The sequence below is a fragment of the Flavobacteriales bacterium genome (assembly GCA_020635855.1).
Classification (GTDB): domain Bacteria; phylum Bacteroidota; class Bacteroidia; order JACJYZ01; family JACJYZ01; genus JACJYZ01.
Window position 1 is genome coordinate 1,616,776 of sequence record JACJYZ010000002.1, and the last position, 23,331, is coordinate 1,640,106.

The window sequence follows — 23,331 nt, forward strand, 5'->3', positions numbered from 1 at the left end:
GGGGAATGTGGCCCCTCCCCTTTCAGGAATTTACTCTTCTGTTGCTTCCGGTTCATCCCCGTTGTTATCAGGGTTGGTGTCCGGCGCATCGTCGCCGGTCTCGGCTGAGGCGGTGATTTCGCCTTCCTGTCCTTCCGGTAGTTCTTCGTCTTCCAACACATCCACCCTGGCCACTGCAGCGATTTCATCGTCACGTAAGGTGATCAGTCGCACGCCTTGTGTGGCGCGTCCCATCACGCGCAGGTCGCTCACGTGGGTGCGGATGGTAATACCCTTCTTGGTGATCACCATCAGGTCATGCTCTTCGGTAACGTTCTTAATGGCGATCAGGGATCCGGTTTTGTCGGTCACGTTCAATGTCTTCACCCCTTTACCGCCGCGGTTGGTGATGCGGTAATCGTCGATGGGCGAACGTTTGCCATATCCTTTTTCGGAAACCACCAGGATGGTATCGGTCGGATTTTCGACGCACACCATGCCGATCACTTCATCTTTCTTTCCATCCAATCGAATACCGCGTACACCTGAGGCATTGCGGCCCATCGGACGAACGGTGGCTTCATTGAAACGGATGGCACGGCCGGTTTTCACGGCGATCAGGATTTCGTTGGTGCCGTTGGTGAGGCGTGCTTCCAGCAGTTGGTCACCGTCGCGTACGGTGATGGCGTTGATGCCGTTTTGTCTCGGACGGGAATATGCCTCAAGGGTTGTCTTCTTGATCACACCCATTTTGGTGCACATCACAATGAAATTGTTGTTGATGTACTCCTCGTCCTTCAGGTCCTTCACATTGATGTAGGCTTTCACCTTGTCATCGGGTGCGATGTTTACCAGGTTCTGGATGGCGCGTCCTTTGGAAGTCTTGTTGCCTTCGGGAATTTCAAAAGCCCTCAGCCAGTAACATTTTCCTTGTTCGGTAAAGAACAGCAGGTAGTTGTGGTTGGTGGCGATGAACATGTGTTCGAGGAAATCCTCATCGCGGGTATTGCTGCCGCGTGAACCCACACCTCCCCTGTTTTGTACCCGGTATTCCGCAAGCGGGGTACGCTTCACGTAACCGAGATGAGAAATGGTGATGACCACGGCTTCATCAGCGATCATGTCTTCAATGCGCATATCGCCGCCGGCGTATTCGATTTCTGTGCGGCGCTCATCTCCGTACTTGTCACGCACTTCAATCAGCTCATCCTTAATAATGCCCATGCGAAGGTCTTCACGGGAGAGTATTTCCTTATAATGCGCAATCATCTTCATTAGCTCGGCATGTTCTTCCTTTACCTTTTCGCGCTCAAGACCTGTCAGTTTTTGCAGGCGCATGTCGAGAATGGCTTTGGCCTGAATCTCGGAAAGACTGAATGTCGCCATCAATCCGTCTTTGGCTTCTTCCGGGGTATGTGAACCACGGATGAGTGCGATCACCTCATCGAGGTTGTCGATGGCGATCAGCAAACCTTCCAGGATGTGGGCGCGTTTTTCCGCCTGCTCCAATTCATATTGGGTGCGGCGTACGACTACTTCATGGCGATGGTCCACGAAATGCCTGATCTGGTCTTTCAGGTTCAGCATTTCGGGGCGGCCTTTCACCAGTGCGATGTTGTTCACACCAAATGATGTCTGCAGCGGGGTGTACTTAAACAATTTGTTCAACACCACATTCGGGATCACGTCCCTGCGCAGTTCATATACCACGCGCATACCTGTGCGGTCGGATTCATCGCGGATGTCGGTGATGCCATCGATCTTCTTGTCGTTTACAAGCTCAGCCGTTTTCTTGATCATCTCGGCCTTGTTCACCTGGTAAGGGATCTCGGTTACGATGATGCGTTCTTTGCCATTGTCAAGCGTTTCGAACTGTGTTTTTCCGCGAAGCACCACGCGACCACGGCCTGTCTCAAAAGCATCTTTGACGCCCTCGTAACCATAGATAATGCCACCTGTTGGAAAGTCAGGGGCTTTCACGTGTTGCATCAGTTCGTCAATGGTGATCTCGCGGTTGTCGATATAAGCCACGGTGGCATTGATCACTTCCGTCAGGTTGTGCGGGGCCATGTTGGTGGCCATGCCCACAGCAATACCGGAGGCGCCGTTTACCAGCAGGTTTGGGATGCGTGTAGGGAGTACGGTGGGCTCCTGGAGGGAGTCATCAAAGTTCAGCTGGAAGTCGACCGTGTTCTTGTCCAGGTCGCTCAGCATCTCCTCTGCAATCTTGCGAAGGCGCGCTTCGGTGTAACGCATGGCTGCCGGACTGTCGCCATCAACGGAACCGAAGTTTCCCTGTCCGTCTACCAGCGGGTAGCGCAGCGACCACGTCTGGGCCATACGCACCATGGAGTCGTACACGGCGGTGTCACCGTGCGGGTGGTACTTACCGAGTACTTCCCCGACGATACGGGCCGACTTCTTATAAGGTCTGTTGGAGAGAACGCCCAGCTCCTGCATACCGAACAGGATGCGGCGATGCACCGGCTTCAATCCGTCCCTTACGTCCGGAAGTGCACGTGCCACAATGACCGACATCGAATAATCGATGTACGCGGTCTTCATTTCCTCTTCTATATTGATTCTGACAATTTTTTCGCCTTCTCCTTCCATGTTATTCTGGCATTATTTGTTAATTAGCACGAAATTTGTTGTACAAGCTGTGAAGATACGGAAAACGGCTTGCCGGGCATCCGTAAAAAGAGGATTTAATTACTAACAAATTTTTGTTGAAAAAACCGATCTGATTGAACGGTTACCGGTCCCCTGCCGGACTATTTTTGAATGGAGGGTTGAAATGGCTGTACTGCCCGTCACGAAACTGTTTCAGAAAGCCGGCGTTTAATTAACAAGGAAGACAACTTTGAAAAACCAAGACATGGAAGCCAAGTTCTCACCCAGGGTCAAAGATGTGATTACCTACAGCAGGGAGGAAGCCCTGCGGTTGGGTCATGATTACATCGGCGCCGAACACCTTTTGCTGGGCATTATCCGGGAAGGTGAAGGCATGGCCATGCGCATTCTGAGGTCCCTGGATGTGGATCCGATCGAACTGCGGAAGGCCATCGAAAATACCATCAAGGGAAGTTCCAAAAAGGTAGCCCCCGCAGGCAACATCCCGCTGGTCAAACAGGCCGAGCGCGCCCTGAAGATCACCTACCTCGAAGCCAAGCTATTTAAAAGCAGCATGATCGGTACCGAGCATCTGCTGCTATCCATACTGAAGGATACAGACAATGTAGCCACGCAGATCCTTCATCAGTTTGACGTGGATTATGAAACCGTTAAAGACGAATTGGAATTGTTACTATCTGACCCTCGTGCCGAATTCCCCGGCAACCCTACCGACGACGATGACGACAACGACACTGAGTTTGATGCCGGCCACTCCGGTAAGAAGTCAGGTGACACCAAATCCAGGACCCCGGTTCTCGACAACTTCGGTCGCGACCTTACCGCAGCTGCCGAAGAAGGTCGCCTCGACCCCATCGTTGGCCGTGAAAAGGAGATCGAACGCGTGTCCCAGATCCTGAGCCGTCGCAAAAAGAACAACCCCATCCTCATCGGTGAACCCGGTGTGGGTAAATCAGCCATTGCTGAAGGTCTTGCCCTTCGCATCGTGCAACGCAAGGTGTCACGTGTGCTATTTAATAAACGCATCGTGACCCTCGATCTCGCCTCCCTGGTTGCAGGTACCAAGTACCGCGGTCAGTTCGAGGAACGCATGAAGGCAGTGATGAACGAATTGGAAAAATCCCCCGACGTGATCCTCTTCATTGACGAGATCCACACCATCATCGGTGCCGGCGGTGCTTCCGGTTCCCTGGATGCATCCAACATGTTCAAGCCTGCACTTGCTCGCGGTGAAATCCAATGCATCGGCGCGACCACCCTGGATGAGTATCGTCAATACATCGAGAAAGACGGTGCCCTGGATCGTCGTTTCCAGAAGGTGTTGGTGGATCCCACCACGCCGGAGGAAACCATCCAGATCCTCAACAACATCAAAGAGAAATACGAAGACCATCATAACGTGCGCTATACCGACGATGCCATCAAGGCCTGCGTGGAACTGACCGCACGTTACATCACCGATCGTCACCTTCCGGATAAGGCCATCGATGCCTTGGATGAAGCGGGCTCGCGTGTGCACATCACCAACATCAATGTGCCCAAGGCCATCATCGATATCGAGAAGAAAATCGAGGATATCAAGGAAGAAAAGAACAAGGTGGTGCGCAGCCAGAAGTATGAAGAAGCGGCCAAGCTGCGCGACACCGAGCGACAGTTGCACGAGCAGCTGGATCAGGCCAAACGCAAGTGGGAAGAAGAAACCCGCTCCCACCGAGAAACAGTAAGCGAAGAGAATGTGGCTGAAGTAGTGGCCATGATGACCGGCGTTCCTGTTCAGCGCATCGCACAGAACGAAAGCTCCAAGCTGCTCAGCCTGAACACCGACCTCGAAGGAAAAGTTGTCGGACAGGAAGAGGCCATTAAGAAAGTGGTGAAAGCCATCCAGCGCAACCGCGCCGGATTGAAAGATCCGAACAAACCCATCGGAAGCTTCATCTTCCTCGGCCCTACCGGCGTGGGTAAAACACAGCTCGCAAAAGAACTCTCGCGTCAGCTGTTCGACAGCGACGATGCACTGATCCGCATCGACATGAGCGAATACATGGAGAAGTTTGCCGTTTCCCGCCTGGTGGGAGCACCTCCCGGATACGTGGGTTATGAAGAAGGCGGCCAACTCACCGAGAAGGTGCGTCGCAAACCTTACAGCGTGGTGCTGCTCGATGAGATCGAAAAAGCACACCCGGATGTGTTCAACCTCCTGCTGCAGGTGCTGGACGACGGTCAGCTGACCGACAGCCTCGGTCGCAAGGTGGATTTCAAGAACACCATTATCATCATGACATCCAACATCGGTTCAAGGCAACTGAAAGATTTCGGTCAGGGTGTTGGTTTCAGCACCGATGCCAAGCAAAAAGGCTCCGGTGACCATGAAAAAGGTGTGATCGAAACTTCTCTGAAGAAAACCTTCGCGCCCGAATTCCTGAACCGTATCGATGACATCGTGATGTTCCGCAGCCTTACCCGCGAAGACATCCACCGCATCATTGATGTGGAACTGAAGAAAGTGTTCGAGCGCATCGAGAAGATCGGTTATGAGATCGATCTGAGCGAAGCTGCCAAGGACTATATCGCCGAAAAAGGATTCGATATCCAGTTCGGTGCACGTCCGCTGAAACGCGCCATCCAGAAATACCTGGAAGATCCCCTCGCTGAAGAGATCATCCAGGCCAAGCTGGAAGAAGGTGATAAGGTGGTGATCGATTATGACAAGGAAAAAGACGAGATCACTGTCAAAGCGGTGAAGTCCAAAGGAGGCTCCAAAAAGAAATCATCAGGTGGCTCCTCTTCCAAAGGTGGTAAGCAGGATGAAACCGAGCCTGAGAATGAAGCCGGCGAAAGCAAGTAAAGCGACCCCGTTTGTCGCAAATAAAAAAGGGATGAGCAATCATCCCTTTTTTGTTTGGTGGATATTAGACATTAGACTTTAGAGGTTTGATCATACACCGGCATCCCTCAATTCCTAATTCCTAATTCCTAATTATTTATCAAAGATGTCCATCACCTGCTTGCTTACTCCCATGCTCGAGAAGCCTCCGTCATTGAAGAGGTTTTGCATGGTGACCTTGCGGGTGAAATCAGAGAACATCATCACGCACAGATCGGCACATTCTTCCCCGGTTGCGTTGCCCAGCGGCGACATCTGATCGGCGTAGTTATAAAATGCATTGAATCCGGATATACCCGAACCGGCTGTGGTTTTGGTGGGGCTCTGGGAAATGGTGTTCACCCGGATGCCTTTTTCTTTTCCGTAGTGATACCCGAAGCTGCGGGCGATTGATTCCAGCACGGCTTTGGCTTCCGCCATGTCGTTGTAATCCGGAAACACACGTTGCGCAGCAATGTACGACAAGGCCAGCACGGAAGCGCCTTCGTTCAGCGCATCCAGCTTGCGCGCGGTTTGCAGCACCTTGTGAAACGACAGGGCTGAGATGTCCAGGGTCTTGAGGTAGAAGTCGTAGTTGAGGTCGGTATAAGGTTTTCCTTTCCTCACGTTGGGTGACATGCCGATGGAGTGCAGCACGAAGTCGAGCTTTCCACCCAGTTTTTCCATTGATTCCGTGAAGAGTTTTTCCAGGTCTTCAAGGTTGGTGGCATCCGCAGGGATCAGTTTGGACTCGCACTTGTCGGCCAGTTCCTGGATGGTTCCCATCCGAAGTGCCACCGGTGCATTGGTGAGCGTGAAGCGACCGCCCTGTTCATATGATTTCTCTGCTACCTTCCAGGCAATGGAGTTGGCGTCGAGTGCGCCGAAAATGATGCCTTTCTTTCCGCTTAGTAATCCGTGAGCCATAGATGTGTTTTTAATGAAGCGACAAACCTAGCAATATTTTGGAACATGGGGACTGAAAAATCCCGCGGTTACTTCCTGTCTTTTACCAGCAGTACTTTGGCATTTTCAACGGCCGCATCGGTGGTTTGTGAGCCACTCAGCATGCGGGCAATGGCCATAACGCGGGCTTCCGTGTCGAGCGGGCGGATGCGTGTTGCAGTGGATGCACCCTGGTTTTCTTTGTAAACCTCCAGGTGATGCAGGCCTTTTCCGGCAATTTGCGGAAGGTGGGTAACCGCCACCACCTGCATGTTCTGCCCCATCTCTTCCATGATGCGCCCTGCCAGATCAGCCACTTCCCCGGAAATACCGGTATCGATTTCATCGAAAATGATGGTGGGCAGGTTCAGGCGTGAGGATAGGATGGACTTGATAGCCAGCATCAGCCTCGACAACTCACCGCCGGATGCTGCTTTTGCAATTTCCACCGGCTGACCGCCTTTGTTGGCACTGAACAGGAAACGTATGGCATCCACGCCGGATGTGGTGAGCCCGTGTTCATCTGCCGATTGCAACTGAATCGCCAGGCGCGCGTCGGGCATTTTGAGCTGAGCGAGCAGTGTTTCCACTTCTTTCTGCAGCGCAGGAATGGCTTTGCTGCGGGACATGGAAAGCTTTTTGGCCACGGCGAAAGCTTCCTCCCTTTTGTTCCGGAGTTCTTCCTGCAGTTGCTTTTCCGCTTCTTCCCTTCCCTCCCATTCGGTCAGCATCTTTCTGAACTTTTCCTCCAGCTGCTGCAAAGCACCGATATCTGTTACCCGGTGCTTTTGCTGCAGGTGTCGCAACAAGTCAAGGCGACGAATGACCTCCTCTTCCCTTTCCGGGTCGGCTTCGGTTTTTTGTTCCAGGTCTTCCACGGCATCCTGGATGTCACGCAATTCAATCAGGGTTGATTGGATCCTGTCGGCCAGGTGTGCGATCGCTTCATGCTGACCGGATAGTTTATGCAAATGAGCGGCTATTTGTGATAACCCACCGCATATGCTTTGGTCATCGCCATTCAGCAAATCATTTACCTGGCTTAGTCGGGATTTGATGTCGCCGGCATTGGCAATCAGGTTCAGCTCTTTTTCCAGGGCTTCCTCTTCCCCCTCCACCAGTTTGGCTTCCTGGAGTTCATTCAGCTGAAACCGCACATAGTCTTCATCGAAGGAGCTGTCGAAATCGTTGCGGAAATTGTTCCAGGCCGCTTCGGCTTTTCTGAATGCATCGAATGCTTTCCGATAGGTTTTCAATACGGTCTCGTTGGCCGCATAGCTATCGAGCATGGTTGTCTGGAAGTCGGCCTTCCCGATCAGCAGGTTGTGGTGCTGTGAATGGATGTCGACCAGGAAAGATCCCAGCGTTTTCATCTGTGCCAGTGTTACCGGCGTATCGTTGATGAATGCCCGTGATTTGCCGCTGGTATTGATTTCGCGTCGCAGGATGGTTTCCGGCTCGTAGTCGAGTCCTTCGGATTCGAAGAAGGATTCCAGGCTGAGGTGCCCGATCCGGAAATGACCCTCAACGGTACACTTCATATCCGGGTTAAGCAATACCTGGGTATCGGCCCTTTGTCCGAGGATGAGCGACAAAGCACCCAGGAGAATGGATTTACCGGCGCCTGTTTCTCCGGTGATCACGGTGAGTCCCTCTCCGAACGAAAGATCGAGTTCATCAATAAGGGCATAGTTCCGGATGGACAGGTGTTGAAGCATAGGAGGGTAAAATTAGGAATTAGGAATTAGAAATCAGGAATGATGAAGGAAGGAAATGTGAACAGGTGTGGAGGTAAGAAGGTAAGAAGGTAAAGTGGTAAGGAAGTAAAGAAGGTAGGTAAAGGAGTGAGGGATGATGGGATGGGCTGATAAAGTACGTTGGAACCATCTACGCGACTGAAGGGAGCTCCTTGCAACCTGGACAGCGAAGCATTCTTGCGCGCAGCTTTTTACGCGATACGGAGAGCTTATTTTCCAGTAAGAATCTTGTTGTATTTCCCTGTGTTTCCCGGATCGATGCGGACCAGGGTTTCCACGATGCGTTTCCTGTCACCTGGGTCGGCTTCGGAAAAGATGTTTACCAACTCTTCGCTTTTGGCATTGAAGAAAACCTGCATCAGGTAGGAAGAAGGTTTTTGGTTGTGTACCTGTTTCAGTGCTTCGATGCTTTCCAGGATGACAGACCTGCCGGCGTTGACATCGGCAGACATCACATCCAATCCTTTCCGGTGGTATTGATACAGGGTAGATCGCAGGGGCACGAAGGCCGGGTTGAGGAAATTCTCTATGAGCCAGTACCGGTTTTGGGTAGACTCAAACGACTTCCATCCCCTGTCTTGTGCATTCTGGGCGTTGTTCACGATGTTTTGTGCCTTGAGCAGGTATGCGCTTCCTCCTTTGTCACCAAAAGAATCGTAGTCCATACCGATCATCAGATAAGCATAGTAGGCCAGCAGGGAAGTCAGGTTATCGGTATAGGTGTTTTCGTTGAACTGAAGGGGTTGGTATTCCTGGTAGCGGAAGTTGAAGTTGTTGTCGTTGTAGTTCAGCAGCACTGTGTTATAAGAGGTACCATATACCGGGCGGCTGACCTGCAGTGACAGGGTTCCTTTGAATTCATCCGACGAAACGCGGTCGGTGATATTGATGAGCATGTTGCATTCGATCCGTTCTTCCGGCAAGTAGGCGTGGTTGGTCCACTGGCGGTTGTTCATGAATTCATAGATCGCATTCTGCAGGGTTTCAAAGATGTGCTTGTCGCTGCTTTGCACCTGTGGTGACACCACCTGAACGTTGCAGTTCAGCTCCTGGGCCATAACCGGGTTGATGGTAAGCAGTGTCAGTATACAGATGCAGATCTTACGCAACGGTATCATAGGTATGGTTGATGACATGGTTGAGGATATCGGCGGCCACTTCCTGTTTCGGTTTCAGGGGGTAACTCTCTTTGCTTCCGCCGGCACCCAGTATGGTGACTTTGTTGGTGTCGGTACCGAAGCCGGCTGCTTCATCCCTGAGGGAGTTGAGCACGATGAAGTCGAGTTTCTTGGCCATGAGTTTTTTTTGTGCGTTGGCTTCTTCGTTGTTTGTTTCCAACGCAAAACCCACCAGAATCTGATGTTTCTGTTTCTTTTCTCCCAAATGGGCCAATATGTCTGGATTTTCCACAAGGCGCAGCTGCATTTCGGTGCCTTGTTTTTTCAGCTTTTCTTCGCTGGATTGCGCGGGGGCATAGTCGGCTACGGCAGCGGCCATAAAGGTAAGGTCGGCGGCCGGGAATTGTTCTTCACAGGCGGCCAGCATGTCTTTCGCCGTTTCCACATCAATTCTGCGGATGTTGGGGTGAACGGTATGCAGGGCGGTGGGGCCTGATATCAGGGTGACCTGCGCACCCGCCTTGGCAGCTTCTTCTGCCAGCGCATACCCCATTTTGCCGGATGAATGATTGGATAAAAATCGCACAGGATCGATGGCTTCCCTCGTTGGGCCGGCTGTAACAAGCACGTTTTTACCCGAGAGATTCAAGGTTGTATGCCCGCCGAAAAAATTCCGGATCCATTGCAGGATGTGTTCGGGTTCTGCCATACGCCCTTCACCTATGAGGCCGCTGGCGAGTTCGCCGGATTCCACATCGATGATATGGGTGCCTCTTTGCAGCAGGGTTTCCAGGTTATGCTTCGTGGCCGGGTGGCGGTACATGTCCAGGTCCATGGCAGGTGCTACGGCCACCGGGGCCCGGGATGAGAGAATGACGGCAAGCAAGAGGTTGTCACAAACGCCGTTGGCCATTTTGGCCAGGATGTTGGCTGTTGCCGGAGCTATCAGTACCAGGTCTGCTTCCATGCCCAGTTTGACATGGCTGTTCCAGTTTCCGTCTTCATCAGAGAAGCGGTTCAATACCGGCTTTCCGGAAAGGGTTGATAAGGTGAGCGGGGTAATAAAGTCCTTGGCTGCATCGGTCATAACAACCTGCACGGAGACTCCTTCCTTTACAAGAAGGCGTACCAGGAAAGCAGCTTTGTATGCAGCAATGCTTCCGGTCACGCCCAGCACAATATGTTTGTTCCGAAGGCTCATGACACGGGCATTCCAGGTTTTGCTCCCGCCATAAGGGATGGCGGGGGCAGATTAAGCTTTGTCTGCGTTGTCTTCAGCGGCAGGCTGTACTTCTACTTCCGGTTTTCTGAAGTAGATTTTGCCTTCCAATAGTTCCTGTGTAGCAATCTGGGTTGGCTTGGGGAGCCTTTCGTAGAAACGGGAAATCTCAATCTGTTCGCGGTTTTCAAAGATTTCTTCGAGGTTGTCTGTGCTGGTCGCGAACTCTTCCAATTTGGAGTTCAGTTCCTCACGCATCATGTGGTTGATCTGATTCGCACGTTTGCCGAGGATGGCAATGGACTCGTAAATGTTCTGGGTATCCTTGTCCAGCTCGCTCAGGTTGCGCGTGATGGTGGTTACCTCCGCATTGGTTTTTTTGTAGTTCATGGTCATACAGTTACACCTTGTTATTAGGCTTTGTTTCCGGCTTGCTTTCCTTGACTTCTGCCATCGACTTGCGGATACTCTCCTCCAGGCTTTTGGCTTCCTTCATGAATTTGCTGTTCGGGAAACGACTTGCAAAGTTACGATATTCTGTCAAAGCATCCTTATACCGTTCCAATTTCCTTCTTTCCGTACTGTTTGAGGCATACAGGTAGCTGGATTTTACCACCAGGAAATAGGTTTCTTCCTCGTATTCGCTCCCCGGGTATTCTTTGGCCACATTCTTCAAGGCAACCACAGCTGCCTTGTAATCCCTTGTTTTATAATACAGGTATGCGATGTCGAAAGCTTTTCTTTCCAGCTTGGTGCGCAACTTATCAATCAGCTCATTGCATTGTGCAACCCGCTCACTTTCCGGGTAACGGTCTATGAACAGCTGGAATTCATTGATGGCTTTTCGTGAATATTCCTGGTCCAGGCTGGATATGGGGGTCTGCAGGTAAATGCAGTATGCATACATGTATTGGATCTCCTCCGCTTTTGGACTGCGGGGAAAGGAATTCAGGAAGTTGTTGAAATGATGGGCCGCCATCAGGTAATCTCCGGTGGCATAATGACAGTATGCGTAATAGTAATAAACGTCTTCGGCTTTCATTGAACCCCGGAAAGCACTCAGCAGTTCTTCGAACAACGGCTGGGCCCGCATGTATTCATGGTCGTTATAGTACTTCAATGCCGCATCATACTTGGCATTCATGTCTGTACTTTTCAATATCTTCTGGTACTTGCTGCAGGCGGTTAACGCCGTAACTATATAGAGGAGGAACAGTCCCCGGCCAAAGGCATTTTTCAACATCATGCGGCAAAGATATAAAAGGTCATAGATTCAACAATTCCGAATCGGGTATTCCATGGTTTCCATCCGAAAGCCCGGTTTTTGTCCCGAGCGGATTAAAGTGTTTCTGAAATAACCTATAATAATGGGTTGGATTCCAGTGCGCTATTTCTTGGTTTTACTTCAGGATGTGTTAGAAACAAAATTTGTGGAGAATTATTATTAGACGTAGCTTTGCGGGTCATTAAAAATAGTCACACTGTGGATTTATTTGAGAAACTTAAAGTTAATGAAGCCCATCTGGGTAAGTATGCCCGGGACCATCAGGGGTATTTCATGTTCCCCAAACTCGACGGGGAAATAGGCAGCCGGATGACCTTTCGCGGGAAAGAAGTTTTGTGCTGGAGTTTGAACAACTACATCGGTTTGGCGAATCATCCCGAGGTACGAAAAGTGGATGCGGAAGCTGCCAAAGAATATGGGCTCGCACTCCCCATGGGTGCCCGCATGATGTCGGGTAACTCCAATAAACACGAACAACTCGAAGCTGAACTGGCCGCCTTTGAAAAAAAGGAAGATGCCATCCTCCTGAATTATGGTTACCAGGGCATGTTGTCTGCCATCGATGCGCTGCTGGATCGCAATGACGTGGTGGTGTACGACTCGGAATCCCATGCCTGCATCGTAGACGGGGTTCGTCTGCATCACGGCAAGCGTTTCGTGTATCAGCACAACAACATTGAAAATCTTCGCAAGCAGTTGGAGCGCGCTACCGCCATTACCAAACAAACCAACGGTGCCATCCTGGTGATCACCGAAGGCGTGTTCGGCATGTCGGGTGACCAGGGCAAGCTGAAGGAGATCGTTGACCTGAAAAAAGAATTCCAGTTCCGTCTTTTTGTAGATGATGCGCATGGTTTCGGAACCATGGGTGCCACCGGCGCCGGAACCGGAGAAGAACAAGGTGTTCAGGATGGTATCGATATTTACTTCGGAACTTTCGCCAAAGCCATGGCCAGCATCGGTGCATTCATCGCCGGTGAAGAACGCATCATTGAATACATGCGCTACACACTGCGCTCCCAGATATTCGCTAAGTCGCTGCCGATGCCTTTGGTGATCGGTGCGTTGAAGCGACTGGAACTGCTGCGCAACGAACCCCAACTTCGCAACCAACTCTGGACCGTGGTAAAGGCCCTTCAGTCCGGACTCAAAGAACGTGGATTCAATCTCGGCAATACCGATTCTCCCGTTACACCCGTATTCCTGGCCGGTGAACTGGAAGAAGCCACCAACCTTGCTTTCGACCTGCGTGAAAACTTTGGTATCTTCTGTTCCATCGTGATCTACCCGGTGGTACCGAAAGGTGTGATCATGATCCGCCTCATCCCCACCGCCATGCATACCGTGGATGATGTGAACTACACCCTGGATGCTTTCTCCAAGATCAAGGAGAAGCTTTTGGCCGGTGTATACAAACCCAAACAAAGCGTACCGGCAGAATAATCGCCATGCACCCTATCATAAAAAAAGCCCATCGTTCGGATGGGCTTTTTTTGTTTTAAGGGAATAGTTTGTGGTTTGTGGTTTCTCGTTTGTAGTTATTAAGTGTGAACCATTGAAAGGAGTCGACGGTCCAACTACAAACCTCTAACCAGAAACTACAAACTTTAGTTGAGTGCTTCGATTGCTGCCGCGATCTTGTTGTAGGTGGTACGACCAACGGGTACGAGCGGCAGGCGCAGGTTGTTGGCACAAAGTCCTTTGATCTCAAGGGCCGCTTTGATGCCACCCGGATTGCCTTCAACAAACAACAACCTGAAGATGTCCAGCAACTGTAAATGCTGGTTGCGTGCCTTGGTGTACTGATCATCCAATGCCAGACGTGTCAGGTTTGACATTTCTTTGGGGAATGCATTGCCGGCAACGGAAATCACACCGTCGGCACCAAGGCTGATGAACGGCAGTGTCATGGCATCGTCACCAGAAATCACCAGGAAGTTTTTAGGACGTCCTTTCACGATCTCCGCACATTGATCCAGGTTGCCGGCCGCTTCCTTGATACCGATGATGTTCTCGAAATCATGGGCCAGCTTCAGGGTGGTGTCCGACGTCATGTTGGAACTCGTGCGTGCAGGTACGTTGTACAACAGAATCGGAAGCGGTGATGCATTGGCAATGGCACGAAAGTGTTGGTAAATGCCTTTCTGGGTGGGCTTGTTGTAATATGGGCTCACACTCAGGATGGCATCGATGCCGCTCAGGTCGAAGGTTGAAAAACCGTGAATGATCTCCTGGGTATTGTTGCCGCCCAGGCCCAGCACAACCGGTACGCGTTTATTCACTTCCTCCACCACGTAATCCACCACAGCCACCTTCTCATCTTTGCTCAGGGTCACCGATTCACCGGTGGTTCCCAACACCACGATGTAGTCGACCTTGTTCTTGATCTGGAAATCAACCAGTTTTCCCAAAGCCTGAAAATCAATACCCGACCCCTTGAATGGAGTCACGATGGCCACCCCCGTACCGGTGAGCTTCTTTTGAATCATTTCGATTGAATTATATTAAGGTAATGGTCAATTTGCTTGAACAGGTTTTTCATTTCGGTCTCGGGTTCTACGCTGATCATCATATCGTACAGGCCGTTCCACTCAGAGCCCATCCTGCCGATCCGAAATTTTGCCTTGGACAGGGCGCAAATATACAGCAAAGGAATGTATTCCCGAACACTCAGATCAATGAGTACATCGAAGTCCTGGGACAAAAAGTTGCGTACACTCCCCCCTACCGGTTTCATATGCCAGTTCAGATCGGCCTTTGAAAAATACGTGTTACCGATGGCTTCTTTCAGGTGTTCGGGCACACGCTTCCTGTCCACATATCCCAGAAAGTAGTAAGTTTTTCTTTCTTCCTTCAGGTATTGGGCGTACTTTTTCAGGAGGTCTTGTTCTTCATCGGTTCCTGCGGCATAAAGGATTCCGATGGATTTTGCTTCCTGGAAATTCACCACGGCCGACTGCCGCCGGATCTTTTGCATTTCCTTGCGCAGGAAATATTTTCCAAACCAATCTTTCAACTCAAATCGAATTATGATGTTCCGGCAATCAACGCCTTGATATGTTCGAGGTCCACCACAGGCACATTCAGCTTGGCGGCCTTTTCTTTCTTGGATGGCCCCATGTCATCGCCGGCGACAAGGTAGGAAGTTTTCGACGACACAGATGAAACGATCTTGCCTCCGTTCTTTTCCAGTAGTGCCTTAAGATCATCTCTTGAAAGTTCACCGAATGTTCCGGAGATCACAAATGTGAGTCCTTTCAGCGTTTCGGACCGGCCTTCCAGCGCTTCCGCATGCAGTGCAAATTGGAGTCCCTTCGCCCGCAATCGTTCAATGAGTTCCCTGTTCTTTTCGGATGCGAAGAACGCCAGGATGCTGTCGGTGATTGATTGGCCCACTTCATGCACGGCCAGCAGTTCTTCTTCGGAAGCCTGCATCAACTTATTTAGGTCACCAAAATGATAGGCCAGTTTCTTGGCCACCGTCTCCCCAACGAACCTGATCCCCAATGCGAACAGCACCCGTTCAAAAGGTACCGTCTTTGATTTTTGGAGTCCGGTCAATATGTTCTCCGCCGTCTTTTCTCGGATGCTGATCTTTTTTTGTTTGCCGCCGGGCTCATCGGATTCAATCACTTTTTCCAATCCGAACAGGTTGACATATTTCAGGTCATACAAGTCGGCGTAGTTGTGCACCAGTCCTTTTTCATACAGGAGTTCAATGGTCTCCTCTCCCAGTCCTTCAATGTCCATCGCCCGTCTGCCGATGAAGTGCACGATGCGCCCGAGGATTTGCGGCGGGCACCCCATGTGGTTCGGGCAGTAGTGGGCGGCTTCCCCTTCCTCCTGCACCAACGGTGTTTCACATTCGGGGCACCGTGTGATGAACACCACCTTTTCCGCACCGTCAGGCCGGAGCGTTGTGTTCACACCCACGATCTTGGGTATGATGTCGCCGCCTTTCTCTACAAATACACTGTCGCCAATGTGCAGGTCGAGTTTTTCAATCTGGGCGGAGTTGTGTAGCGAAGCACGCTTTACGGTGGTTCCGGCAAGCAATACCGGGTCCAGGTTGGCAACAGGCGTTACCGCTCCGGTGCGCCCCACCTGATAGGAAACGGACAACAGCCGGGCTTCCTCTTTTTGCGCTTTGAATTTAAAGGCGATGGCCCACCGGGGTGATTTGGCAGTGAAGCCCAGTTCGCGTTGGGCGGCATAATCGTTTACTTTGATCACCACCCCGTCGATATCAAAGGGCAGTGAGTTGCGTTCTTTTTCCCATGTTTCCATGAAACGGTACACTTCATCCAGGGTACGGCATTTGGCCACATAGGGCGGCACCTTGAATCCCCATTCTTTTGCCTTCATCAGGTTGTCGTAATGGTTCTGAAAGGGAAGGTCGTTTCCGATGAGGGCGTACAGATATGAATCGAGTTTGCGAGAGGCTACCACCGATGAGTCTTGCATCTTCAATGTTCCGGCGGTGGTGTTTCTCGGGTTGGCCAGCAGTTCTTCGCCGGCGTCTTCCCGGGCGGCATTCAATTGTTCGAATGCTTCCCTGGGCATGAACACTTCTCCCCTTATCTCGAAATGAGCCGGGTAGTCGTTGCCCCTCAGCCGGAGTGGAATGGCCCGTACCGTTTTGAGGTTGGTGGTGATGTCATCTCCCTGCGTTCCATCGCCGCGGGTGGCCCCCAATACCATGATGCCGTTTTCATAGGTTACACCTACGGCCACCCCGTCGTATTTCAGTTCGCACACGTATTCGATGTTTTCCCCGAGCGCTTTGCGTACACGTTCATCAAATGCGGCCACCTCTTCCCGGGAATAGGTGTTTGAAAGCGATAGCATGGCTGATTTGTGCACCACGGTGGGGAACTCTTTTGTGATCGCACCGCCTACCCGTTGTGAGGGTGAATCGGGTTGAAGCAGTTCCGGGAACTCCGACTCCAGGGCCATGAGTTGTTGCATGAGCGCATCAAACTCAAAGTCGGAAATAACCGGTTTCGCTTCCACATAATAGTGGTGGTTGTGTTGCTCGATGAGGTCGCTGAGGCGCTGTATTTCCTTGCGTGCTTCTTCCCTGTTCATGTGACAAATTTACATTTCGGCCCGAACCATGCGGGGTTTTTCATGGATATCTTTCCTCACATCTACCTGTTGATAGCCTGCATCCCGAAACAATTGCTCCACTTCTGATGCAAAGGCATGATGCGTTTCCATGTACATGCGTCCGCCCGGTGCCAGGATGCTTGGCCCCAGTTCCGCCAGCTTCCTGTAAAACAACAGGGGGTCGGGGTCGGGCACGAACAATGCGAGGTGCGGTTCATGTTCCACTACGTGGGCATCCAGCAGGATGCGTTCCGAGGCCGGGATATAGGGTGGATTGCTGACCACGATATCAAATCGTCTGCCGCCCGGTTCCCAGGTCAGGAAGTCGGTTTTAATCGCAGTCACCTCCACTCCGGCGCATGTTGCATTTTCAGCAACCATATGCAATGCTTCTGTTGAAACATCCAGGGCGGTTACATTCGCTTCTGGCAGTTCGGATGCCAGCGACACCGCGATGCACCCGCTTCCGCTGCCCACATCCAGGATGGATGGCCGTTTATCTCCTGCATCCGACAACACCCATTGTACCAGCTCTTCGGTTTCGGGTCTGGGAATGAGTACGTGTTCGTTCACTTTGAACAGGCGGTTATGAAACCAGGCTTCGCCCAATACATATTGTACCGGTGACCCGGCCATCAACTTTTCAAGATGGGATTGAAGTTGCACCGATTGTTCGGCGAGGATGCTCGATTCAGGTTCCGACAGAAGCATTGTCATTTTCCTTCCGGCTACCTTTTCAAATACCAACTTTGTGATGGATGCGGCCTCACGTTCATCATAGCGCTTGGATAACATGCCAATGAAGTGGCGGTATGCCGAAGGCCATTTGTGCATCCATTCTTCCATGCATCAAAGATGAAAAAAAACCAGGCATGGTTGCATGCAGGCATGATTCAACGGGAGCGGAAAAGTTTTACCTTCGCCTGTATGCCGAATGATACCTTATATATGCGCAGGTGCATTGAGCTTGCCCGGAATGGAATGGCAGATGTAGCCCCCAACCCCATGGTGGGGTGTGTGATCGTGCGTAATGACAAGGTACTCGGCGAAGGGTATCATACCGCATTCGGAAAAGCCCATGCCGAAGTGGAAGCCATGCAAAAGGTGGCGCCGGATGAACTCAAAGGCGCTACCCTTTATGTGAACTTGGAGCCTTGTGCCCACCATGGCAAAACCCCGCCGTGTGCAAATACAATCGTGGATGCAGGCATCGGACGTGTAGTGGTGGGCATGACAGATCCCAATCCACTGGTGGCGGGCAAAGGACTGAACATATTGCGCCAGGCCGGTATCGAGGTGGAAACCGGTTGCCTGGAGGATGAATGCCTGTGGTTGAACCGCCGGTTCGTGACCCGAATGACACAGGCCCGACCTTATATTATATTGAAATGGGCACAAAGTGCAGATGGATTTCTGGGTGTGGATGACGACCGGAAACTGGGTGGTGAACCTTTCTGGATCAGTTCGCATGAGTCCAGGTTTTACAGCCATACCTGGCGGCGTGAAGAAATGGCCATCCTGGTGGGCAGCGGTACCGTACTCGCAGATGATCCGCAACTGACGGTGAGGGAGGTAACCGGTGCCAATCCCGTTCGCATAGTTCTTGACCGGCGGGGCAGGCTTACTGCTTCTCATAAGGTGTTTGACAACAGTGCACCTACCCTCCTGTTTTCCTCCGTTCAACCACAGGGAGCAGGCAAACAACTGGAATGGATACAAGCCAAACCCGACCAATTGCTCGCACAGGTATGCGATGTGTGCAGGGAAAAAAACATCCAGTCGGTGATCGTTGAAGGAGGTGCGCAAATCTTGCAGGCCTTTTTCGATGCACAACTGTGGGATGAGGTGCGTGTGTTCAATGCGCCCGGGAGACTGGGAACAGGCATTCCGGCTCCGTTGATGGCCGGTCGGCCGCATGCCGTTCAACAAGTGGGGGCCGATGAATTGTTTGTGTATTACCGCATACCTGTATGATTTACCTCGCGCTCTCGATCCTCTTCTCTACCCTGTTCCTGTTGACCTTTCGGTTTTTTTCCAAACCGAAGGTCGTGAGCCTGCACGCCATCACCATCAATTATTTTACCGCTTTCTTCATGTGTTGCTTGCTGGCACCGGGGGCAACCATGCATTTGCCATTGAATCATACGGCACTCACATTGCATGCATCTTCACTCGGACTCCTGTTTATCGTGGTTATCACACTCATACCGCTAACAACAAAAGAACTGGGTGTGTCTGCCGTGGCCATTGCCAACAAGATGTCATTTGCAATTCCCGTTGCCGTGGCTGTTTTGTTTTATGGTGATGATGTGGGTGGATGGAAAGCCTGGGGTCTGGCCGCTGCCGTGCTTGCCGTGTTGTTTTCTTCTTTCAGGCAGAATGAAAGAAAGAAACCGGCACATGCCTGGGCTGCGGCACTTCCCCTCCTGCTGTTTACCGGCAGTGGCTCCATTGATGCCTTGCTCAAGTACAACCTGAAACATCAGATGCACGGCGACCATACCCTGATGCTTCCTTTCATGGCCTGGTTGTTCCTGGGTGCAGGATGCTTCGGATTGCTCGCCCTCTTTGCCAAAAGCAGGGGGGCACTGAGCGTGCCCAGCCTGGTTGCCGGAATGTCACTCGGTGTGATTAACATGGGATCCATCTATTTTCTGATGAAGGCCCTGGGGCAAGACACCATTCCCGACAGCGTGATCTTCCCGACCAACAACGTGGGGGTGATTGCATTGTCTACCCTGGCATCGGTGCTCATATGGAAAGACAAACTCACCACGTTTGCCTGGCTGGGTTTCTTTACCTCCCTGGCTGCGATTGCCCTAATTACCTTGGCGGGTTAACGCATATGGAAACCGACCGGTATAAGACCCTTGAAAAAGAAGCGGAAGCCACGGTGCGTGAGAAGGCCAGTAAGTTCATCGCATACGTGCGCCCGTGTCGGGAAGAGCAGCACGTCAAACAACTTGTATCCGAATTGAGAAAGCTGCATCCCAAAGCCAGGCATGTTTGCTATGCCGCACGATGGTGGGCGGAAGGCAATTTGATGGAAAAGAGCAGTGATGACCATGAACCATCCGGTACCGCCGGACTGCCCATTCTGAACAGGATGCGGTCAGCGGACGTGTCTGATGCTGCGGTGGCGGTGGTGCGTTATTTCGGAGGTACACTGCTTGGTAAAAGCGGCCTGATCCAGGCGTATGGCGAGGCTGCTGCTGCTGCACTTGCCTTGGCAGGCACAAAGGAAAAACAGCATTCACGCAGGTTCCGGCTGCATTTCGGGTATGAGGCAACCGATAGGGTTACTCATCTGCTGCAAGTGAATGAAGCCGAAATAATCGAGAAAATATTTGATGCAGATTGTACCTTTGTTATAGACCTGCCACGAAGCCGGGCCGAACGGATCTGTTCGGAACTTTCGGAAGCCGGAGCCAAAACAATTACACACTTGCAATGATCCACAGACGCCTCATATCCTGTTTCACTTTCCTGTTCTGGCTGATGGCGTTCAACGGATATGCACAAAAGACCGGCGGCGCGCAAACCGGCTTCACCCGCTTATCGCAACAAACACTCACAAGATGGACGGGCACTTACTCCTTTGACCTCCCCCTCTCGGAACAGGTCCTGAAAGAATTTGTAAAAGAACATATGGGCTTGTCGGGCGACTGGAATCTGGTTATGGAAAACCGGATTGAAAGTCCGGCCGCCTACCACTACCATTTTCAACTTATATATAAAGGTACCCCCCTGTACCATGTGCAGGTTGGTTTGAATGTGTCGCGCGCCGGCAAACTGCTCACCCTGTTCACACCAACAGGTATTGCCGGAAAGCAACCGTTATCCACGACATTCCCCGATGAGCAGCCCGCACGTTTACTTGCCGCTGCGCAAATGGGTGATGTCATGTACGACGCGTTCACGAGTGAACATGTGTGGGTTTGGAACAATGGGAACCTGTTGCCGTCGGTTCGGGTGCATGTACGCACAACCGACTTCCGCGTGCAGGATTTTATTGTGGATGAAAACGGTGAGTTGTTGGAACGATACGATTACAACAGGTACGTTCACGCACCCGCACCGCCGGACTCCCTGGTGGATGCACACGTGTTCATGCCCGATCCACTCACCAGTGCCGGGGTGAATTACGGTGGCAATTATGTCGACAACAACGACGGAGATTCTCCTTATCTGAACAATGAACGGAAAGCGGTTGCCATGAAGGTGATGCTGGACGGAGATACTTTCAGGCTGAAAGGCCCTTATGCCGAGATCAAAGAGTTTTCGATTCCGGATATGCCACCCGTTCGCAGCGTGGTTCCGTCATTTGATTTCACCCGCAGCCAAGACGGGTTTGAAGATGTGAATGCCTACTATCATGTAAATGTATTTCAGGAACACGTTCAGGCATTGGGCTTTACCAACCTGGTGAACTATCCCATCCAGATAGATGCACATGCCCTGAACGGAGATGACAATTCGCAGTTTGTTGCCGGAACACCCGGGCGTTTGTTTTTCGGAGAAGGCGGCGTGGATGATGCGGAGGACGCCGATGTGGTCAACCATGAATACGGTCATGCCATTTCCCAGGATGCAGCTCCCAATACCAACTGGGGCACCGAACGCAATGCACTGGATGAAGCCAACGGAGACTACTTCGCCGCGTCATGGTCGCGCTACTATTCGCCCAACGGTTGGGAAAATGTATTTACCTGGGATGGTCACAATGAATTCTGGGATGGACGCACCGCAGTGAGTTCCAAGCATTACCCCGAAGACGTGCAACAGAACCTTTACCTGGATACCGACATCTGGTCGGCCACCCTGATGGAAATTTGGGGTGTTGTGGGGATGGATGTGACAGACCGGATCCTGTTGCAATCGATGTACAGTTATGCGGGTAACATGTCGATGCAGGATGCCGCATACCTATATGTAGAGGCGGATGAACTGTTGTATGGTGGCAGCCACTACCCCACACTTTATAAGTATTTCGTGGCGCGCGGATTGTTACCGGATACATGCACGTCATTCAGCGGGAACAATGTTGTTGTGAATGCCGGAAGCGACCGTACGGTATGCCCGGGTGTTGAAGTAACCATCGGTGGAAGTCCGACCGCATTCGGAAATACCATTGCCGACTCCTTGCGTTGGACACCGGCTTCCGGTTTGAGTTGTACCGATTGTTCAAACCCTGTGGTGCAAACTTCGCAAACCACCAATTATATGGTAACGGCATACTGGGGTGTTTGTCCGATATCGGATACCGTCACGGTTCGGATTACGGAATGCCAGGGATTGGTTTCCGTGATCGGTTCGGAAGCATTCAGGCGGGGTAAGAACGGTACACGTCTGACATGGCCGGCTGGAGATCCGATACATGCTACGTTGTGGGATGTCACCGGAAAAATGTTGGACGAATACACATCGTCCTCTGGTAACCTGCCGATTGATAGCCGCCATCTGAACCAGGGGGTGTATCTGTTGCAGGTGGATTGGAACGGTGAACGGTATGTCTTCCGGTTGGCCAAGAACTGGCCGGCGAATTAAAGGTACAGAAGGCTTATTCCATTCCGATTTCTTTAATAAAAAAGATGCCACAAAGACACGAAGGCACTAAGAAGGTATGTGCTTGTGTGTGTGCAGGCGTTCATTCGGTATTGGTCACGAAGACGTGAGAAACACCAGGAACAAGAAAAACACTTTGTGCCTTGGTGTCTTTGCGGCAATTCCTCTTATCGGTTCAATCAGGATAGAACATCCCTCAGCCGATCCACCATTTCTTCCGGTGCACGTGTCGGGCGGTTGGTTTCTTTGTTCAGGAAAAACAAAGTGGTTTCGGCGATGTTCACCTTCTCCCCTTTTTCATTGAATGTTTCATAATGAAAAGTGATGCGTGCTTCGGGCAGTTCCTGTATGGATGTGCGGATGGTCAGTGCATCATCATAGAAGGCGGGCTTCAGATATTTGATGTTGTAGGATACGACCGGCATCAGGATGCCCTGGTCTTCCAGTTCTCGGTAACTGAACCCGAGGGCCTTCATGCAATCCACCCGGGCCACTTCAAAATAGGTGGCATAATTGCCATAGTACACATATCCCATGCGATCGGTTTCCGCATACCTGACACGAAGAATGGTTTCCGTTACATGCATGTGCTAAAGATAGTCAAAAGGGAATGTGACCCGCAGTAGAACAGGATTTGAATGCATGATTGCACACAATCTTTTTCTAAAAAACGAGTCTGAGAAGACGCGATCTTGTGATGAAAACGAGGTATCTTCCCACCGGGAACAACGGGTATGCAATACTTGATTGGGATAACTTTGGGAATAAGAAACTTGTTTCCAATCACTTACAAAACCCCTTTATTTATGGGGGATGCATCTGCGAAGATGAAGTGGAGTTTTGCAAGAAAAACCCGT

At 51.3% G+C, this 23,331-nt stretch carries 18 protein-coding genes; 6 read left to right on the top strand and 12 right to left on the bottom strand.

Annotated features, from left to right (window positions below; genetic code table 11):
- Nucleotides 1-30: 30 nt before the first annotated feature.
- Nucleotides 31-2,592, bottom strand: a complete 2,562-nt coding sequence (gyrA, locus tag H6585_06650; protein MCB9448009.1) for a DNA gyrase subunit A — start codon at nucleotides 2,590-2,592, stop codon at nucleotides 31-33.
- A gap of 265 nt (nucleotides 2,593-2,857) precedes the next feature.
- On the opposite strand from gyrA, the gene H6585_06655 reads away from it, so the two are divergent.
- Complete coding sequence (locus H6585_06655) at nucleotides 2,858-5,458, top strand: ATP-dependent Clp protease ATP-binding subunit (GenBank protein ID MCB9448010.1); 2,601 nt, start codon at nucleotides 2,858-2,860, stop codon at nucleotides 5,456-5,458.
- 132 nt (nucleotides 5,459-5,590) lie between these two features.
- Here the strand turns inward: H6585_06655 and H6585_06660 are convergent, their stop codons facing one another.
- The 6 genes from H6585_06660 to bamD form a co-directional block, all read right to left on the bottom strand.
- Nucleotides 5,591-6,403 (bottom strand): enoyl-ACP reductase, encoded by an 813-nt coding sequence (locus H6585_06660; GenBank protein MCB9448011.1) that lies wholly within the window; start codon nucleotides 6,401-6,403, stop codon nucleotides 5,591-5,593.
- A gap of 68 nt (nucleotides 6,404-6,471) precedes the next feature.
- Complete coding sequence (recN, locus tag H6585_06665; GenBank protein MCB9448012.1) at nucleotides 6,472-8,139, bottom strand: DNA repair protein RecN; 1,668 nt, start codon at nucleotides 8,137-8,139, stop codon at nucleotides 6,472-6,474.
- 248 nt (nucleotides 8,140-8,387) lie between these two features.
- A complete protein-coding gene (locus H6585_06670; protein MCB9448013.1) occupies nucleotides 8,388-9,296 on the bottom strand; it encodes a DUF4835 family protein in 909 nt (302 codons plus the stop codon).
- Nucleotides 9,280-10,497 carry a bifunctional phosphopantothenoylcysteine decarboxylase/phosphopantothenate--cysteine ligase CoaBC gene (gene coaBC / locus H6585_06675; GenBank protein ID MCB9448014.1) on the bottom strand — a complete coding sequence of 406 codons (1,218 nt, stop codon included), beginning with the start codon at nucleotides 10,495-10,497 and terminating at the stop codon, nucleotides 9,280-9,282. Before coaBC ends, H6585_06670 begins: the two co-directional genes overlap by 17 nt.
- 51 nt (nucleotides 10,498-10,548) lie before the next feature.
- A complete protein-coding gene (locus tag H6585_06680; GenBank protein MCB9448015.1) occupies nucleotides 10,549-10,905 on the bottom strand; it encodes a DNA-directed RNA polymerase subunit omega in 357 nt (118 codons plus the stop codon).
- 10 nt (nucleotides 10,906-10,915) lie between these two features.
- On the bottom strand, nucleotides 10,916-11,761 hold the full coding sequence (gene bamD / locus H6585_06685) for an outer membrane protein assembly factor BamD (GenBank protein MCB9448016.1): 846 nt from the start codon (nucleotides 11,759-11,761) through the stop codon (nucleotides 10,916-10,918).
- A gap of 237 nt (nucleotides 11,762-11,998) precedes the next feature.
- On the opposite strand from bamD, the gene H6585_06690 reads away from it, so the two are divergent.
- A complete protein-coding gene (locus H6585_06690) occupies nucleotides 11,999-13,243 on the top strand; it encodes an aminotransferase class I/II-fold pyridoxal phosphate-dependent enzyme (protein ID MCB9448017.1) in 1,245 nt (414 codons plus the stop codon).
- Between the two features lie 164 nt (nucleotides 13,244-13,407).
- On the opposite strand, the gene H6585_06695 is transcribed toward H6585_06690, so the two are convergent.
- The 4 genes from H6585_06695 to prmC are packed head-to-tail and all read right to left on the bottom strand — an operon-like array spanning nucleotide 13,408 to nucleotide 17,755.
- Nucleotides 13,408-14,289, bottom strand: a complete 882-nt coding sequence (locus tag H6585_06695) for a 4-hydroxy-tetrahydrodipicolinate synthase (GenBank protein MCB9448018.1) — start codon at nucleotides 14,287-14,289, stop codon at nucleotides 13,408-13,410.
- Nucleotides 14,286-14,816, bottom strand: a complete 531-nt coding sequence (locus tag H6585_06700) for a hypothetical protein (GenBank protein MCB9448019.1) — start codon at nucleotides 14,814-14,816, stop codon at nucleotides 14,286-14,288. Before H6585_06700 ends, H6585_06695 begins: the two co-directional genes overlap by 4 nt.
- Nucleotides 14,817-14,827: 11 nt before the next feature.
- Nucleotides 14,828-16,888, bottom strand: a complete 2,061-nt coding sequence (ligA, locus tag H6585_06705) for an NAD-dependent DNA ligase LigA (protein ID MCB9448020.1) — start codon at nucleotides 16,886-16,888, stop codon at nucleotides 14,828-14,830.
- A gap of 9 nt (nucleotides 16,889-16,897) precedes the next feature.
- On the bottom strand, nucleotides 16,898-17,755 hold the full coding sequence (gene prmC, locus H6585_06710) for a peptide chain release factor N(5)-glutamine methyltransferase (protein ID MCB9448021.1): 858 nt from the start codon (nucleotides 17,753-17,755) through the stop codon (nucleotides 16,898-16,900).
- Between the two features lie 81 nt (nucleotides 17,756-17,836).
- On the opposite strand from prmC, the gene ribD reads away from it, so the two are divergent.
- The 4 genes from ribD to H6585_06730 are packed head-to-tail and all read left to right on the top strand — an operon-like array spanning nucleotide 17,837 to nucleotide 22,456.
- Nucleotides 17,837-18,883, top strand: coding sequence for a bifunctional diaminohydroxyphosphoribosylaminopyrimidine deaminase/5-amino-6-(5-phosphoribosylamino)uracil reductase RibD (ribD, locus tag H6585_06715; protein ID MCB9448022.1), 1,047 nt, complete (start codon nucleotides 17,837-17,839; stop codon nucleotides 18,881-18,883).
- A complete protein-coding gene (locus tag H6585_06720) occupies nucleotides 18,880-19,749 on the top strand; it encodes a hypothetical protein (protein MCB9448023.1) in 870 nt (289 codons plus the stop codon). The genes ribD and H6585_06720 overlap by 4 nt, the downstream gene beginning before the upstream one ends.
- Before the next feature lie 5 nt (nucleotides 19,750-19,754).
- The gene (locus H6585_06725; GenBank protein MCB9448024.1) at nucleotides 19,755-20,363 is read left to right on the top strand and encodes a YigZ family protein; all 609 of its coding nucleotides are present in this window, start codon (nucleotides 19,755-19,757) and stop codon (nucleotides 20,361-20,363) included.
- Entirely contained in the window at nucleotides 20,360-22,456 is a 2,097-nt protein-coding gene (locus H6585_06730) for a T9SS type A sorting domain-containing protein (GenBank protein ID MCB9448025.1), read from the top strand. The genes H6585_06725 and H6585_06730 overlap by 4 nt, the downstream gene beginning before the upstream one ends.
- A 197-nt stretch (nucleotides 22,457-22,653) precedes the next feature.
- On the opposite strand, the gene H6585_06735 is transcribed toward H6585_06730, so the two are convergent.
- Nucleotides 22,654-23,061, bottom strand: a complete 408-nt coding sequence (locus H6585_06735) for an acyl-CoA thioesterase (GenBank protein ID MCB9448026.1) — start codon at nucleotides 23,059-23,061, stop codon at nucleotides 22,654-22,656.
- Between the last annotated feature and the right edge of the window lie 270 nt (nucleotides 23,062-23,331).